We start from the raw sequence: 14,126 nt of genomic DNA, 5'->3' as shown, positions 1-14,126 counted from the left end.
AAAAAGCTTCCCATCTTTAAACCCAAATATCTGTATTTATTCCTTGCCGTTAGTTAACTAACAGAGTATAATCGGCTCACTTTGTTTATTGCCTTTATGTAAGCAAATGAGAAAAAGATATAATTGTTATATAAAAAATAGCTAATTATATCAACAATACTCCCGATTTGGGGGTTACGAAAAAGAACGGATTACACTCTCCTGTCAATCGAAACAGGGAAAGAGGAGTAGTCTTTTGTTATAACTTTTAAATAATGGAGCTCTGGTCTCATGTCGAACCAAAGAATCCGTATCCGGTTAAAAGCGTTTGATCATCGTTTGATTGATCAATCAACTGCTGAAATTGTAGAAACTGCGAAGCGCACAGGTGCGCAAGTTCGTGGTCCTATTCCATTACCGACACGCAAAGAGCGTTTCACTGTATTGATTTCTCCACACGTAAATAAAGATGCGCGTGATCAGTACGAGATTCGCACTCATAAGCGTCTAGTTGATATTGTTGAGCCAACTGAAAAAACAGTTGATGCTTTAATGCGTCTAGACCTTGCTGCCGGTGTTGATGTGCAGATCAGTTTAGGTTAATCCTAAGCTGAATGATTGAGAGGTCGAAATAATGATTGGTTTAATCGGTCGTAAAGTAGGAATGACGCGTATCTTCACTGAAGATGGTGTTTCTATTCCTGTCACCGTAGTTGAAGTTCAAAGCAACCGCATTACTCAAGTTAAAACACTTGAGAATGATGGTTATCAAGCTATTCAGGTTACTACTGGCAGCAAAAAAGCAAGCCGCGTAAACAAACCTGAAGCAGGTCATTTCGCTAAGGCTGGCGTTGAAGCTGGTCGTGGTCTATGGGAATTCCGTTTTGAAGAAGGCGAATTTTCTGTAGGTCAAAGTATTAACGTTGATATCTTCGCTGACGTTAAGAAAGTTGATGTTACTGGAACATCTAAAGGTAAAGGTTTTGCTGGCGTTACTAAACGTTGGAATTTCCGTACTCAAGATGCTACTCATGGTAACTCTTTGGCACACCGTGGTCATGGTTCTATTGGTCAAAACCAAACTCCGGGTAAAGTGTTTAAAGGTCGTAAAATGGCAGGTCACCTAGGTAATGAACGTGTAACTGTTCAAAACTTAGATATTGTACGTGTTGATGCTGAACGTAATCTTTTATTAATTAAAGGTGCAGTTCCTGGCGCAATCAATAGTGACGTAATTGTTAAACCGGCAATCAAGGCTTAACGTCGAGGAGATAGAGATGGAATTAGTAGTAAAAGACGCGAAAGCGCTTTCTGTTTCCGAAACTACCTTCGGACGTGAGTTTAATGAAGCGTTAGTTCATCAAGTAGTTGTTGCTTATGCATCTGCTGCTCGTCAAGGTTCTCGCGCACAAAAAACTCGTGCAGAAATCGCTGGTTCAGGTAAAAAACCATGGCGTCAAAAAGGTACCGGTCGTGCTCGTTCAGGTTCAATTAAGAGCCCAATCTGGCGCAGTGGTGGTGTAACATTTGCAGCAAAACCACAAGATCATAGCCAAAAAGTTAACCGTAAAATGTATCGTGGTGCATTAAAGAGTATTTTCTCTGAATTAGTGCGTCAAGAACGTTTAGTTGTGGTTGAAACATTTACTGTTGAAGCACCTAAGACTAAATTATTAACTCAGAAATTAAACGATATGAATCTTAATGATGTTCTTATTATCGCTTCTGAAGTTGATGAAAATCTTTTCTTAGCAGCACGTAACTTACATAAAGTTGATGTGCGTGATGTGGCAGGTATTGATCCAGTTAGTTTGATTGCATTTGACAAAGTGGTTATCACAGTTGATGCCGTTAAACAAGTAGAGGAGATGTTAGCATGATTCGTGAAGAGCGTCTGCTTAAAGTCCTGCGAGCACCACATGTTTCTGAAAAAGCATCTATTTCAATGGAAAAAACAAATACATTAGTATTGAAAGTTGCTAAAGATGCTACTAAGAGAGAGATTAAAGCCGCAGTTGAACAACTATTTGAAGTTAAAGTAGATGACGTTAATACACTTGTTGTTAAAGGTAAAGTTAAACGTCGTGGTCAACAAATCGGTCGCCGTAGCGACTGGAAAAAAGCTTACGTTACTTTAGCAGAAGGTCAAAATTTAGACCTTGCTGGCGTCGCTGAGTAATTCGGAGGAGTAAGAACAATGGCAGTTGTTAAGTGTAAACCTACATCTCCGGGTCGTCGCCACGTTGTTAAAGTGGTTAACCCAGAGTTGCATAAAGGTAAACCTTATGCACCGTTGCTTGATTCAAAAAGCAAAACTGGTGGTCGCAATAATAATGGTCGTATCACTACCCGTCACATTGGTGGTGGTCATAAACAACATTATCGTATTGTTGACTTTAAGCGTAATAAAGATGGTATTCCAGCAGTTGTTGAACGTTTGGAATATGATCCAAACCGTAGTGCAAATATTGCATTGGTTTTATATAAAGACGGTGAACGCCGTTATATTTTAGCGCCTAAAGGCTTAAAAGCAGGTGATCAGATCCAATCTGGTGTTGATGCAGCAATTAAAACAGGTAACTGTTTACCAATGCGCAATATCCCAGTCGGTTCTACTGTGCATAATATTGAAATGAAACCAGGTAAAGGCGGACAAATTGCTCGCTCTGCTGGTAGTTATGTTCAAATCGTTGCGCGTGATGGTGCTTATGTAACATTACGTCTACGTTCAGGTGAAATGCGTAAAGTATTATCTGATTGTCGTGCCACTATTGGTGAAGTTGGTAATTCAGAGCATATGCTTCGTGTATTAGGTAAAGCGGGTGCAACGCGTTGGCGTGGTGTTCGTCCTACTGTTCGTGGTACAGCAATGAACCCGGTAGACCATCCACATGGTGGTGGTGAAGGTCGTAACTTTGGTAAACATCCTGTGTCTCCATGGGGTCAAAAAGCCAAAGGATTGAAAACGCGTAGCAACAAACGTACTGATAAGTATATTGTTCGCCGTCGCAATAAGAAATAATTAATATAGAGGATTAGCTATGCCACGTTCTCTCAAGAAGGGTCCTTTTATTGACCTACACTTGCTGAAGAAGGTAGAGAAAGCGGTGGAAAGCGGGGACAAGAAACCAATTCGTACTTGGTCCCGTCGTTCAACGATCTTTCCTAACATGATCGGTTTGACCATCGCTGTCCATAATGGTCGTCAGCACGTTCCAGTTTATGTTTCCGACGAAATGGTTGGTCATAAATTGGGTGAATTCGCGCCGACTCGTACTTATCGCGGCCATGCGGCTGATAAGAAAGCTAAGAAGAAATAAGTAGGAGAAAGAGATGGAAACAATTGCAAAGTACCGCCACGCTCGTTCTTCTGCACAAAAGGTTCGCTTAGTTGCAGATCTTGTTCGCGGTAAGAATGTGTCTCAGGCACTAGATATTTTAACGTACACCAATAAAAAAGCGGCTGTACTTGTTAAAAAAGTATTAGAGTCTGCTATTGCTAACGCAGAGCATAACGATGGTGCTGATATTGATGATCTAAAAGTTGCGAAGATTTTCGTAGATGAAGGCCCAACCATGAAGCGTATTATGCCTCGTGCGAAAGGTCGTGCAGATCGAATTTTGAAGCGTACGAGTCACATCACCGTGATCGTTTCAGATCGCTAGGCTGGAGAATAGCAATGGGTCAAAAAGTAAATCCAAATGGTATCCGATTAGGCATTGTCAAGCCTTGGACATCTACATGGTATTCGGGTACAAAGACATTCGCTGATAATTTAGAAAGTGATTTTAGAGTGCGTGAATTCTTAAATAAAGAATTATCTCAAGCGTCAATCTCTAAGATTGTGATCGACCGTTCAGCAGAAACTAACGTTCGTATTACTATTCACACTGCTCGTCCGGGTATCGTGATTGGTAAAAAAGGCGAGGACGTTGAAAAATTACGTAATGCCGTAGCTTCTATTGTCAATAAATATAAAGACAAAAGAGAAAAACGTGATGTTGCAGTACAAATTAATATTGCTGAAGTTCGTAAACCAGAACTTGATGCTAAATTAGTTGCTGATAGCATTACTTCTCAGTTAGAACGCCGTGTTATGTTCCGTCGTGCTATGAAACGTGCGGTTCAAAATGCAATGAAGGCGGGTGCTAAAGGTATCAAAGTCGAAGTAAGTGGTCGTTTAGGCGGTGCTGAAATTGCTCGTAGCGAATGGTATCGTGAAGGTCGTGTACCTTTACATACATTACGAGCTGATATTGACTATGGTTTATCTGAAGCATTAACTACCTATGGTATTATTGGTGTTAAAGTGTGGATCTTCAAAGGTGAGATCCTTGGTGGTATGGCTGCCGTTGAACAAGCAGAAAAACAACCTGCTGCTCAACCGAAAAAGCAGCGAAAAGGCCGAAAACAATAAGGAGCGTCGCTGATGTTACAACCAAAGCGTACAAAATTCCGTAAAGTGCACAAGGGCCGCAATCGTGGTCTTGCTGTAAGTACTGACGTTAGTTTCGGTACATTCGGTCTTAAGGCTGTAGGTCGTGGTCGTTTGACTGCGCGCCAGATCGAAGCAGCACGTCGTGCAATGACTCGTGCAGTTAAGCGTCAAGGTAAAATCTGGATTCGAGTTTTCCCTGATAAACCAATTACCGAAAAACCACTTGCAGTGCGTATGGGTAAAGGTAAGGGTAACGTTGAATACTGGGTTGCTCAGATTCAACCAGGTAAAGTCCTTTATGAAATGGACGGTGTACCGGAAGAAGTTGCTCGTGAAGCATTTGCGTTGGCAGCTGCAAAACTGCCAATTAAAACCACCTTTGTGATTAAGACGGTGATGTAAATGAAAGCAAAAGAGCTACGCGAAAAAAGCGTTGAAGAGTTAAATACTGAACTTCTTAATTTATTACGTGAGCAATTTAACTTACGTATGCAATTAGCTGGAGGTCAGTTAACACAGACTCATATGTTAAAACAAGTGCGTCGTAATATTGCACGTGTTAAAACATTATTAACTGAAAAGGCGGGTGCGTAATATGACTACTGAAGTAAAAATTCGTACTCAGCAAGGTCGTGTTATTAGCGACAAAATGGATAAATCTATTACTGTAGCTATTGAACGTAAAGTGAAGCATCCGTTATATGGTAAGTTCATTAAACGTACGACTAAATTGCATGTACATGATGAAAACAACGAGTGTGGTATTGGTGATACTGTAGAGATTAAAGAGTGTCGTCCATTATCAAAAACCAAATCTTGGACTCTTGTTCGAATCGTTGAAAAAGCAGTTATTTAATCTTTTTTTGATTGAAAACTGTACATAATATAATAAACGGCTGAACGGCCGTTTATTTTATGCTATCCATTTTATTTGAGTGGTGTTATACTATGCATCCTCACGTAAGTGGGTTTTTGGTTGTCTATTCTTATCCATGGTAGTTGAGGTGGATGAAGGTAGATTAGACAATAATTAATTTATACGGAGCATTAAAATGATCCAAGAACAGACTAGGCTAGATGTTGCCGATAACTCTGGCGCACGTAGCGTAATGTGTATCAAGGTTCTCGGTGGATCGCACCGTCGTTATGCAGCAGTAGGCGATATCATCAAAGTTACCATTAAAGAAGCAATTCCGCGTGGTAAAGTTAAAAAAGGTGATGTACTTAAAGCTGTTGTTGTGCGCACTAGAAAAGGTGTTCGTCGCCCTGATGGATCTGTCATTCGTTTCGATCGCAATGCTTGTGTTATTTTAAATAATAACAGTGAGCAACCGATTGGTACGCGTATTTTTGGACCGGTCACTCGTGAACTTCGCTCTGAGAAGTTTATGAAGATCATTTCATTAGCACCAGAAGTACTGTAAGGAGCGGGTAATGGCAGCGAAAATCCGTCGAGAAGATGAAGTTATCGTGTTAACTGGCAAAGATAAAGGTAAACGCGGTAAAGTTAAGAGTGTTTTGTCTACAGGCAAAGTGATTGTTGAAGGTATCAATTTGGTGAAAAAACATCAAAAACCAGTACCTGCATTAAATCAAGAAGGTGGAATTGTTGAAAAAGAAGCAGCTATCAATGTTTCTAATGTGGCAATTTTTAATCCAGCTACAGGCAAAGCAGATCGCGTAGGCTTTCGTATTGAAGACGGTAAAAAAGTCCGTTTTTATAAGTCTACTAATGAATTAATCAATTAAGTAATTTGGAGTGTACGATGGCGAAACTGCATGATTACTACAAAGCACAGGTAGTAAATAAACTGCAAGAACAGTTTGGCTACAAATCTGTCATGCAAGTCCCTCGGATCGAAAAGATCACCTTGAATATGGGTGTGGGTGAAGCAATTACTGATAAGAAATTATTAGATAATGCTGTTGCAGATTTAGCTGCAATCAGTGGTCAAAAACCACTAGTCACTAAAGCACGCAAATCAGTTGCTGGTTTTAAAATCCGTCAAGGGTATCCTATTGGTTGTAAAGTCACTTTACGTGGCGAACGTATGTGGGAATTTTTTGAGCGTCTAGTTTATATTGCCCTTCCTCGTACTCGAGATTTTCGCGGTTTAAGCGCAAAATCTTTTGATGGTCGTGGCAACTATAGCATGGGTGTTCGTGAGCAAATCGTTTTCCCTGAAATCGATTATGACAAAGTTGATCGTGTTCGTGGTTTAGATATTACTATCACCACTACTGCACAATCAGATGAAGAAGGCCGAGCTTTATTATCTGCCTTTAACTTCCCATTTCGTAAGTAAGGTAGGGCATAATGGCTAAACAATCAATGATTGAACGCGATAAGAAACGCGTAAAGCTAGCAGAAAAATATTTTGCAAAGCGTCAAGAATTAAAAGCGATTATCTCTGATCTTAATGCATCAGATGAAGATCGTTGGAATGCAGTGCTTAAATTGCAAACGCTTCCTCGTGATTCTAGTCCATCACGTCAACGTCGTCGTTGTCGTCAAACTGGTCGTCCTCATGGCGTCCTTCGTAAGTTTGGTTTAAGCCGTATTAAGGTTCGTGAGTCAGCCATGCGTGGTGAGATTCCTGGTCTTAAAAAGGCAAGTTGGTAATCAGGGGAGTGTTATAGATGAGCATGCAAGATCCTATAGCAGATATGTTGACCCGTATTCGTAATGGTCAATCTGCGAATAAAGTTGCAGTCACCATGCCTTCCTCTAAGCTAAAAGTGGCAATTGCCAATGTGCTAAAAGAAGAAGGTTATATTGGGGACTTTAAAGTTGTTGGTGACACTAAGCCGGAACTGGAAATTACTTTAAAATATTTCCAAGGTAAAGCTGTTGTAGAAAGTATCAAACGTGTTAGCCGTCCAGGTTTACGTATTTATAAACGTAAAGATGAATTGCCGAAAGTTATGGCAGGATTAGGTATCGCAGTTGTTTCTACTTCTAAAGGTGTTATGACTGATCGTGCAGCACGCCAAGCAGGTCTTGGTGGTGAAATTATCTGCTACGTAGCGTAAGGGAGAAAAGAATGTCTCGTGTTGCAAAAGCACCTGTCGTTGTTCCTGCTGGCGTAGAGGTAAAACTCAATGGTCAGGTAATTACGATTAAAGGTAAAAATGGCGAATTATCTCGCACAATAAATAATGCTGTTGTGATTAATCAAGAAGAAGGACAAATTAAATTTGCTCCTCGTGATGGTTTTGCAGATGCTTGGGCTCAAGCTGGAACTGCGCGTGCTTTGATTAATTCAATGGTTATTGGTGTTACTGAAGGTTTTACTAAAAAACTTCAGCTAGTTGGTGTCGGTTATCGTGCACAAGTGAAAGGTAATACAATTAGTTTATCTCTTGGATATTCACATCCAATTGAACATCAATTACCTGCAGGTGTAACAGCTGAATGTCCATCTCAAACTGAAATCGTATTAAAAAGTACTGATAAACAGTTAATTGGGCAAGTAGCTGCTGATATCCGTGCTTATCGTCGTCCTGAACCTTATAAAGGTAAAGGTGTTCGTTACGCAGATGAAGTTGTGCGTACTAAAGAAGCTAAGAAAAAGTAAGGTAACACTATGGATAAGAAATCAGCTCGTATCCGTCGTGCAACTAAAGCGCGTCGCAAGATGCATGAACTACTTGCAACTCGCTTGGTAGTTCACCGCACTCCGCGTCATATTTATGCGCAGATTATCGCACCAAACGGATCAGAAGTACTGGCAGCCGCTTCTACATTAGAAAAAGCTATCAGTGAAAGTTTAAAATACACAGGAAACAAAGACGCTGCAGCAGCAGTTGGTAAAGCAATTGCTGAACGTGCGTTAGCAAAAGATATCAAAGAAGTTTCATTTGATCGTTCAGGTTTCCAATATCATGGTCGAGTTCAGGCGCTAGCAGATGCTGCTCGCGAAGCTGGCCTACAGTTCTAAGGTAGGAGTTAAAGATGTCAAACATCGAAAAACAAGCTGGTGAACTGCAGGAAAAACTAATCGCAGTTAACCGAGTTTCTAAAACTGTAAAAGGTGGTCGTATTTTTAGTTTTTCTGCACTAACAGTTGTTGGTGACGGTAATGGCCGCGTAGGTTTTGGATATGGTAAAGCACGTGAAGTGCCAGCAGCAATCCAAAAAGCAATGGAAAAAGCACGTCGCAATATGATTAATGTTGCTTTAAATAACGATACTTTACAGCATCCTGTTAAAGGTGCTCACACAGGCTCTCGTGTTTATATGCAACCAGCATCAGAAGGTACTGGTATTATCGCCGGTGGTGCGATGCGTGCAGTTTTAGAAGTTGCTGGAGTTCGTAACGTTCTAGCTAAAGCATATGGTTCTACTAACCCAATTAATGTGGTTCGTGCAACTATTGATGGCTTAGAAAGTATGAAATCACCAGAAATGGTTGCTGCTAAACGTGGTAAAACCGTCGAAGAAATTTTGGGGTAATTAACCATGGCAAAAACAATTAAAATTACACAAACTCGTAGTTCTATAGGTCGTCTGCCTAAGCATAAAGCGACATTAGTAGGTCTAGGATTACGTCGTATTGGTCATACTGTTGAGCGTGAGGATACTCCTGCAATTCGTGGTATGGTAAACCAAGTTTATTACATGGTTAAAGTGGAGGAGTAATAGTAATGCGTTTAAATACTTTATCTCCTGCTGAAGGTTCAAAGCATGCACCAAAACGTCTGGGTCGAGGAATCGGTTCAGGATTAGGTAAAACTGGTACTCGTGGTATTAAAGGTCAAAAATCTCGTTCAGGTGGTGGCGTTCGTCGCGGCTTTGAAGGTGGTCAAATGCCTTTATATCGTCGTTTACCAAAATTTGGTTTTACCTCACGTAAAGCTCAAGTTACAGCTCAAGTTCGTCTTTCAGATTTGATGAAAGTCGAAGGCGATATTGTTGACCTAAATAGCTTAAAAGTTGCAAATGTGATTAATTCACATATCGAATATGCAAAAATCATGTTATCTGGAGAAGTAACCAAACCAGTAACTATTCGCGGTATTCGAGTAACTAAAGGTGCTAAAGCTGCAATTGAAGCTGCTGGCGGAAAAATTGAGGAATAATTAGAAAGATGGCAAAGCAACCAGGATTAGATTTTCAAAGTACACGGGGCGGTAGTGGTGAGCTTAAAAGACGCTTGATGTTTGTGCTTTTAGCGCTTATTGTTTTTCGTCTTGGTTCTTATATTCCGGTTCCTGGTATTGATACAAAAGCGTTATCGGACTTATTAACAATAGCATCGTCAAACGGTATTGTTGGTATGTTCAATATGTTCTCTGGTGGTGCTTTAAGCCGTGCTTCAATTTTTGCATTAGGGATAATGCCTTATATTTCAGCATCAATTATTGTGCAGTTATTAACGGCAATTAGCCCTAAGTTAGCAGAATTGAAGAAAGAAGGTGAATCAGGTCGTAAAAAAATTAGTCAGTACACTCGTTATGGCACACTTGCTTTAGCAATAGTACAGGCTATTGGTATTTCAACTGGTTTACCAAATATTCCTGGTTATGAACATGTTGTAATTAATCCAGGATTTTCTTTCTATTTTATCGCATCGGTTAGCTTAGTTACTGGCACTATGTTTCTTATGTGGTTGGGCGAACAAATCACCGAACGAGGTGTAGGTAATGGTATTTCTATCATTATCTTTGCTGGTATTGTGGCAAGTCTTCCTCATGCTATTTATGAAACACTTGAACAAGCTCGCTCTGGTTCATTGCATCCGATTTTATTATTGGTTGTTGCTGCATTAGTGGTTGGTGTAACTTATTTTGTTGTATTTGTTGAACGTGGTCAGCGACGAATTGTTGTTAACTATGCGCAACGACAACAAGGTCGTCGTGTTTACGCAGCACAAAGTACACACTTACCATTAAAGATTAATATGGCAGGAGTTATTCCAGCGATATTTGCCTCGACAATTGCTATGTTACCATCAATGATGGCTTCTTGGTTCCAAGGAGATGGTGAAGGATGGAGATATTTTATTGTACTTATCGGTCAATACTTCAATCATGATCAACCGTTATACATAATCTTTTTTGCTGCGGCGATTATCTTCTTTTGTTTCTTCTATACAGCATTGGTTTTTAACCCAAGAGAAACAGCAGATCAGCTAAAAAAATCTGGTGCATTTATTCCAGGTATCCGTCCAGGTGAACAAACATCTAAGTATATTGACAAGGTAATGACTCGTTTAACGCTAATTGGCGCAATCTACATTACTTTTGTATGTTTGGTTCCAATGTTTATGACAAGCGCAATGAAGGTTCCAGTTCAATTTGGTGGAACATCATTATTAATTGTTGTTGTTGTAATCATGGATTTTATGGCACAAGTACAGACTTTAATGATGCCAAATCGTTATGAGTCAGTGTTAAAGAAAGCGAATCTTAAAGGCTATGGCCGATAAGTTAGCCAGAAGTTACGGAGAAAAAAATGAAAGTTCGTGCTTCAGTCAAGAAATTATGCAGAAATTGTAAAATCATTAAACGTAATGGCATCGTTCGTGTTATTTGCGTTGAAGGTAAACACAAACAACGTCAAGGTTAATTTATTTAACTGGAAAGTTGAGCTTTTGCATATTTTTCTTGCCAAAGTATAGTAAAGCTGGCTAGAATAGCCAGCCTAGATTTATTTGTAAATTCACTGTTTGAGTATCCTGAAAACGGGCTTTTCAGTATGGTGAATTTGCTAAACATTAACAATAAAGGAGTGCATAGTGGCCCGTATAGCAGGCATTAACATTCCTGATCAACAACATGCTGTAATTGCTTTACAAGCAATTTATGGTATTGGAAATACTCGAGCTAAGACAATTTGTGCTGAAGCTGGTATTCCTGAACATGTTAAGATCAGAGAACTATCTGAAGATCAGATTGAAAAGTTACGTGAACAAGTCGCTAAATTCACTGTTGAAGGTGATTTACGCCGAGAAGTAACTATGAGTATCAAGCGTTTATTAGACCTTGGTTGTTATCGTGGCATGCGTCACCGTCGTGGACTTCCTGTTCGCGGTCAACGCACAAAGACTAACGCTCGTACCCGTAAGGGACCGCGTAAGCCAATCAAGAAATAATTGAGGTATAATTAAATGGCAAAGACACCTGTTCGTACACGTAAACGTGTAAAAAAGCAAGTTTCTGATGGTATAGCTCATATTCATGCATCATTCAACAATACAATCGTAACTATTACCGATCGTCAAGGTAATGCGTTAGGTTGGGCAACCGCTGGTGGTTCTGGTTTCCGTGGCTCTCGTAAATCAACTCCTTTTGCAGCTCAAGTGGCCGCAGAACGTTGTGCTGAAGCTGTCAAAGATTACGGAATTAAGAATCTGGAAGTTATGGTAAAAGGACCTGGTCCTGGTCGTGAGTCAACAATTCGTGCATTAAATGCAGCGGGTTATCGCATCACTAACATTACTGATGTTACTCCGATTCCTCATAACGGTTGTCGTCCACCAAAGAAACGTCGTGTTTAATTTTTTAAACATTGAATGTTTAGGATTATTGGAGAAATAAAATGGCAAGATATTTGGGACCAAAACTCAAATTAAGTCGTCGTGAAGGTACAGATTTATTCCTTAAATCTGGCGTCCGAGCGATTGATAGTAAATGTAAATTAGAACAAGCTCCTGGACAACATGGTGCGCGTAAACCGCGTTTATCAGATTATGGTGTTCAGTTACGTGAAAAGCAAAAAGTTAGACGTATTTATGGAATTTTAGAACGTCAATTCCGTAATTACTACAAAAGCGCAGCTCGAATTAAAGGCAATACTGGTGAAAACCTACTTGGTCTTTTAGAACGTCGCTTAGATAACGTTGTTTATCGCATGGGATTTGGTGCAACTCGTGCTGAAGCTCGTCAATTAGTTAGTCATAAAGCTGTTCTTGTTAATGGTCGTGTTGTGAATATTGCATCTTATCAAGTTTCACCTGAAGATGTGATTAGTGTTCGCGAAAAATCAAAAAAACAAGCACGTATTAAAGCCGCTTTAGAGCTAGCTGAACAACGTGAAAAACCAACATGGTTAGAAGTTGATGCTAGCAAAATGGAAGGTGTATTTAAACGCTTACCAGAACGTTCAGATTTATCTGCTGATATCAACGAACATTTGATCGTCGAACTTTACTCTAAGTAAAGTTTAGCACTTAAGAGAGGACATAATGCAGGGTTCTGTAACAGAGTTTTTAAAACCTCACCTAGTTGATGTTGTTCAATACAGCCAAACACATGCTAAAGTGACTTTAGAGCCACTAGAACGTGGTTTTGGCCATACTTTAGGTAATGCACTACGCCGCATTTTATTATCATCTATGCCGGGATATGCAGTAACCGAAGTTGAAATTGACGGTGTTCTGCATGAGTACAGTACTAAAGAAGGCGTTCAAGAAGATGTACTTGATATTCTGCTTAATTTAAAAAAATTAGCAGTACGTGTACATACGAAAGATGATGTTATGCTGACTTTAAACAAATCGGGCATAGGTGCAGTAACAGCATCTGATATCACTCATGATGGTGATGTTGAAATTGTTAATCCTGATTTAGTGATTTGTCATCTTACTGATGCCAATGCTTCAATTAGTATGCGTATTCGTGTACAACGAGGACGTGGTTATGTCCCTGCTTCTGCTCGCGTTAAGTCAGAAGATGAAGAACGACCAATTGGTCGTCTGTTAGTTGACGCATGTTATAGCCCTGTAGAGCGCATTGCATATTCTGTTGATGCTGCTCGTGTGGAACAACGTACGGATTTAGATAAACTTGTTATCGATATGGAAACTAATGGTACTATCGATCCAGAAGAATCTATTCGTCGTGCATCAACTATTTTGGCTGAACAACTTGAAGCTTTCGTTGATTTACGAGATGTACGTCAACCAGAAGTTAAAGAAGATAAACCGGAATTTGATCCAATCCTTTTACGTCCAGTAGATGATTTGGAATTAACTGTTCGGTCTGCTAATTGCTTAAAGGCAGAAGCAGTTCATTATATTGGTGATTTAGTACAACGTACCGAAGTTGAGTTACTTAAAACCCCTAATCTTGGTAAGAAATCACTTACTGAAATTAAGGACGTGCTCGCATCTCGTGGTTTATCTTTAGGCATGCGTCTTGAGAATTGGCCACCAGCAAGTATTGTTGAAGACTAAGATAAAATTTATATAAGAAGGATAAAGTTATGCGCCATCGTAAAAGTGGTCGTCAACTGAACCGAAATAGCAGCCATCGTCAAGCAATGTTTCGTAACATGACAAGTTCACTTGTTGAACATGAAATCATCAAAACTACATTGCCTAAAGCAAAAGAGTTGCGTCGTGTTGTTGAACCGTTAATTACGCTAGCCAAAAGCGATAGCGTAGCTAATCGCCGTCTGGCTTTTGCTCGTATCCGTGATAAAGATACAGTTAAAAAATTATTTTCAGATTTAGGTCCACGTTTTGCTACCCGTCCTGGCGGTTATGTACGTATTTTAAAATGTGGTTTCCGTGATGGAGATAATGCTCCAATGGCTTATATTGAATTAGTTGATCGTCCTGCAGTAGAAGAAGCAGCATCAGCTGAATAATAATAAATCATTGTGTATTAAAACCGGCTATATGCCGGTTTTTTATTTATGTTTACTATATTTGAAAACTCAAATTACTAACTTTAGTTAAAATTAGTTAAAAACTAAAAGAG

28 protein-coding genes are annotated in these 14,126 nt (G+C 39.7%); all 28 read left to right on the top strand.

Annotated elements, in window-relative coordinates; genetic code table 11:
• Nucleotides 1-270 precede the first annotated feature (270 nt).
• The 28 genes from rpsJ to rplQ all read left to right on the top strand — a co-directional run bounded on the left by rpsJ (nt 271) and on the right by rplQ (nt 14,013).
• Nucleotides 271-582, top strand: coding sequence for a 30S ribosomal protein S10 (gene rpsJ / locus ACGH6Q_RS08740; protein WP_006120582.1), 312 nt, complete (start codon nt 271-273; stop codon nt 580-582).
• A 31-nt stretch (nt 583-613) separates the two neighbouring features.
• On the top strand, nt 614-1,240 hold the full coding sequence (gene rplC, locus ACGH6Q_RS08735; RefSeq protein ID WP_034911162.1) for a 50S ribosomal protein L3: 627 nt from the start codon (nt 614-616) through the stop codon (nt 1,238-1,240).
• Nucleotides 1,241-1,256: 16 nt separating this feature from the next.
• Nucleotides 1,257-1,859 (top strand): 50S ribosomal protein L4, encoded by a 603-nt coding sequence (rplD, locus tag ACGH6Q_RS08730; protein WP_034911160.1) that lies wholly within the window; start codon nt 1,257-1,259, stop codon nt 1,857-1,859.
• Nucleotides 1,856-2,158: a 50S ribosomal protein L23 gene (gene rplW / locus ACGH6Q_RS08725; RefSeq protein ID WP_034885052.1), complete on the top strand. Its 303-nt coding sequence runs from the start codon at nt 1,856-1,858 to the stop codon at nt 2,156-2,158. The genes rplD and rplW overlap by 4 nt, the downstream gene beginning before the upstream one ends.
• 18 nt (nt 2,159-2,176) lie before the next feature.
• Nucleotides 2,177-3,001 (top strand): 50S ribosomal protein L2, encoded by an 825-nt coding sequence (gene rplB, locus ACGH6Q_RS08720; protein ID WP_034911158.1) that lies wholly within the window; start codon nt 2,177-2,179, stop codon nt 2,999-3,001.
• A gap of 19 nt (nt 3,002-3,020) precedes the next feature.
• Entirely contained in the window at nt 3,021-3,299 is a 279-nt protein-coding gene (gene rpsS, locus ACGH6Q_RS08715) for a 30S ribosomal protein S19 (RefSeq protein WP_024496505.1), read from the top strand.
• 13 nt (nt 3,300-3,312) lie between these two features.
• Nucleotides 3,313-3,645 (top strand): 50S ribosomal protein L22, encoded by a 333-nt coding sequence (gene rplV, locus ACGH6Q_RS08710; RefSeq protein WP_034947997.1) that lies wholly within the window; start codon nt 3,313-3,315, stop codon nt 3,643-3,645.
• A 14-nt stretch (nt 3,646-3,659) separates the two neighbouring features.
• On the top strand, nt 3,660-4,397 hold the full coding sequence (gene rpsC / locus ACGH6Q_RS08705) for a 30S ribosomal protein S3 (protein WP_065561018.1): 738 nt from the start codon (nt 3,660-3,662) through the stop codon (nt 4,395-4,397).
• A 12-nt stretch (nt 4,398-4,409) separates the two neighbouring features.
• Nucleotides 4,410-4,820: a 50S ribosomal protein L16 gene (gene rplP, locus ACGH6Q_RS08700; protein WP_034911153.1), complete on the top strand. Its 411-nt coding sequence runs from the start codon at nt 4,410-4,412 to the stop codon at nt 4,818-4,820.
• Nucleotides 4,821-5,012 carry a 50S ribosomal protein L29 gene (gene rpmC, locus ACGH6Q_RS08695; RefSeq protein ID WP_034902373.1) on the top strand — a complete coding sequence of 64 codons (192 nt, stop codon included), beginning with the start codon at nt 4,821-4,823 and terminating at the stop codon, nt 5,010-5,012. It abuts the gene before it with no gap.
• A 1-nt stretch (nt 5,013) separates the two neighbouring features.
• Nucleotides 5,014-5,274: a 30S ribosomal protein S17 gene (rpsQ, locus tag ACGH6Q_RS08690; RefSeq protein ID WP_034911151.1), complete on the top strand. Its 261-nt coding sequence runs from the start codon at nt 5,014-5,016 to the stop codon at nt 5,272-5,274.
• Between the two features lie 196 nt (nt 5,275-5,470).
• Nucleotides 5,471-5,842, top strand: a complete 372-nt coding sequence (rplN, locus tag ACGH6Q_RS08685; protein WP_025314392.1) for a 50S ribosomal protein L14 — start codon at nt 5,471-5,473, stop codon at nt 5,840-5,842.
• 10 nt (nt 5,843-5,852) lie between these two features.
• Nucleotides 5,853-6,167 carry a 50S ribosomal protein L24 gene (gene rplX / locus ACGH6Q_RS08680; protein ID WP_065561017.1) on the top strand — a complete coding sequence of 105 codons (315 nt, stop codon included), beginning with the start codon at nt 5,853-5,855 and terminating at the stop codon, nt 6,165-6,167.
• A 17-nt stretch (nt 6,168-6,184) separates the two neighbouring features.
• Entirely contained in the window at nt 6,185-6,724 is a 540-nt protein-coding gene (rplE, locus tag ACGH6Q_RS08675) for a 50S ribosomal protein L5 (protein WP_025314394.1), read from the top strand.
• A gap of 11 nt (nt 6,725-6,735) precedes the next feature.
• Nucleotides 6,736-7,041: a 30S ribosomal protein S14 gene (gene rpsN, locus ACGH6Q_RS08670; RefSeq protein ID WP_025314395.1), complete on the top strand. Its 306-nt coding sequence runs from the start codon at nt 6,736-6,738 to the stop codon at nt 7,039-7,041.
• A gap of 17 nt (nt 7,042-7,058) precedes the next feature.
• Nucleotides 7,059-7,451 carry a 30S ribosomal protein S8 gene (gene rpsH, locus ACGH6Q_RS08665; protein ID WP_034911147.1) on the top strand — a complete coding sequence of 131 codons (393 nt, stop codon included), beginning with the start codon at nt 7,059-7,061 and terminating at the stop codon, nt 7,449-7,451.
• Nucleotides 7,452-7,462: 11 nt separating this feature from the next.
• The gene (gene rplF / locus ACGH6Q_RS08660) at nt 7,463-7,996 is read left to right on the top strand and encodes a 50S ribosomal protein L6 (RefSeq protein WP_034911144.1); all 534 of its coding nucleotides are present in this window, start codon (nt 7,463-7,465) and stop codon (nt 7,994-7,996) included.
• 9 nt (nt 7,997-8,005) lie between these two features.
• Nucleotides 8,006-8,359, top strand: a complete 354-nt coding sequence (gene rplR, locus ACGH6Q_RS08655) for a 50S ribosomal protein L18 (RefSeq protein ID WP_025314398.1) — start codon at nt 8,006-8,008, stop codon at nt 8,357-8,359.
• Between the two features lie 14 nt (nt 8,360-8,373).
• Nucleotides 8,374-8,874 (top strand): 30S ribosomal protein S5, encoded by a 501-nt coding sequence (rpsE, locus tag ACGH6Q_RS08650; protein ID WP_034911141.1) that lies wholly within the window; start codon nt 8,374-8,376, stop codon nt 8,872-8,874.
• A gap of 6 nt (nt 8,875-8,880) precedes the next feature.
• Nucleotides 8,881-9,060, top strand: coding sequence for a 50S ribosomal protein L30 (gene rpmD, locus ACGH6Q_RS08645; protein WP_025314400.1), 180 nt, complete (start codon nt 8,881-8,883; stop codon nt 9,058-9,060).
• A 5-nt stretch (nt 9,061-9,065) separates the two neighbouring features.
• A complete protein-coding gene (rplO, locus tag ACGH6Q_RS08640) occupies nt 9,066-9,500 on the top strand; it encodes a 50S ribosomal protein L15 (RefSeq protein WP_174799328.1) in 435 nt (144 codons plus the stop codon).
• Nucleotides 9,501-9,508: 8 nt separating this feature from the next.
• Nucleotides 9,509-10,849: a preprotein translocase subunit SecY gene (gene secY, locus ACGH6Q_RS08635; protein ID WP_174799329.1), complete on the top strand. Its 1,341-nt coding sequence runs from the start codon at nt 9,509-9,511 to the stop codon at nt 10,847-10,849.
• A gap of 26 nt (nt 10,850-10,875) precedes the next feature.
• Nucleotides 10,876-10,989 (top strand): 50S ribosomal protein L36, encoded by a 114-nt coding sequence (gene rpmJ, locus ACGH6Q_RS08630; protein ID WP_025314403.1) that lies wholly within the window; start codon nt 10,876-10,878, stop codon nt 10,987-10,989.
• A gap of 169 nt (nt 10,990-11,158) precedes the next feature.
• The gene (gene rpsM / locus ACGH6Q_RS08625; protein ID WP_025314404.1) at nt 11,159-11,515 is read left to right on the top strand and encodes a 30S ribosomal protein S13; all 357 of its coding nucleotides are present in this window, start codon (nt 11,159-11,161) and stop codon (nt 11,513-11,515) included.
• A gap of 15 nt (nt 11,516-11,530) precedes the next feature.
• Nucleotides 11,531-11,920 carry a 30S ribosomal protein S11 gene (rpsK, locus tag ACGH6Q_RS08620; RefSeq protein WP_025314405.1) on the top strand — a complete coding sequence of 130 codons (390 nt, stop codon included), beginning with the start codon at nt 11,531-11,533 and terminating at the stop codon, nt 11,918-11,920.
• Between the two features lie 41 nt (nt 11,921-11,961).
• Nucleotides 11,962-12,582 (top strand): 30S ribosomal protein S4, encoded by a 621-nt coding sequence (rpsD, locus tag ACGH6Q_RS08615; RefSeq protein WP_034911134.1) that lies wholly within the window; start codon nt 11,962-11,964, stop codon nt 12,580-12,582.
• Between the two features lie 25 nt (nt 12,583-12,607).
• A complete protein-coding gene (locus ACGH6Q_RS08610) occupies nt 12,608-13,597 on the top strand; it encodes a DNA-directed RNA polymerase subunit alpha (protein ID WP_034911133.1) in 990 nt (329 codons plus the stop codon).
• A gap of 29 nt (nt 13,598-13,626) precedes the next feature.
• Nucleotides 13,627-14,013, top strand: a complete 387-nt coding sequence (rplQ, locus tag ACGH6Q_RS08605; protein WP_065589720.1) for a 50S ribosomal protein L17 — start codon at nt 13,627-13,629, stop codon at nt 14,011-14,013.
• The last annotated feature ends 113 nt before the right edge of the window (nt 14,014-14,126 follow it).

Source organism: Gilliamella sp. BG2 (assembly GCF_046635645.1).
In the GTDB taxonomy this organism is placed as follows: Bacteria; Pseudomonadota; Gammaproteobacteria; order Enterobacterales; family Orbaceae; genus Gilliamella; species Gilliamella bombi.
This window is presented reverse-complemented; position numbering and strand designations above follow the sequence as displayed.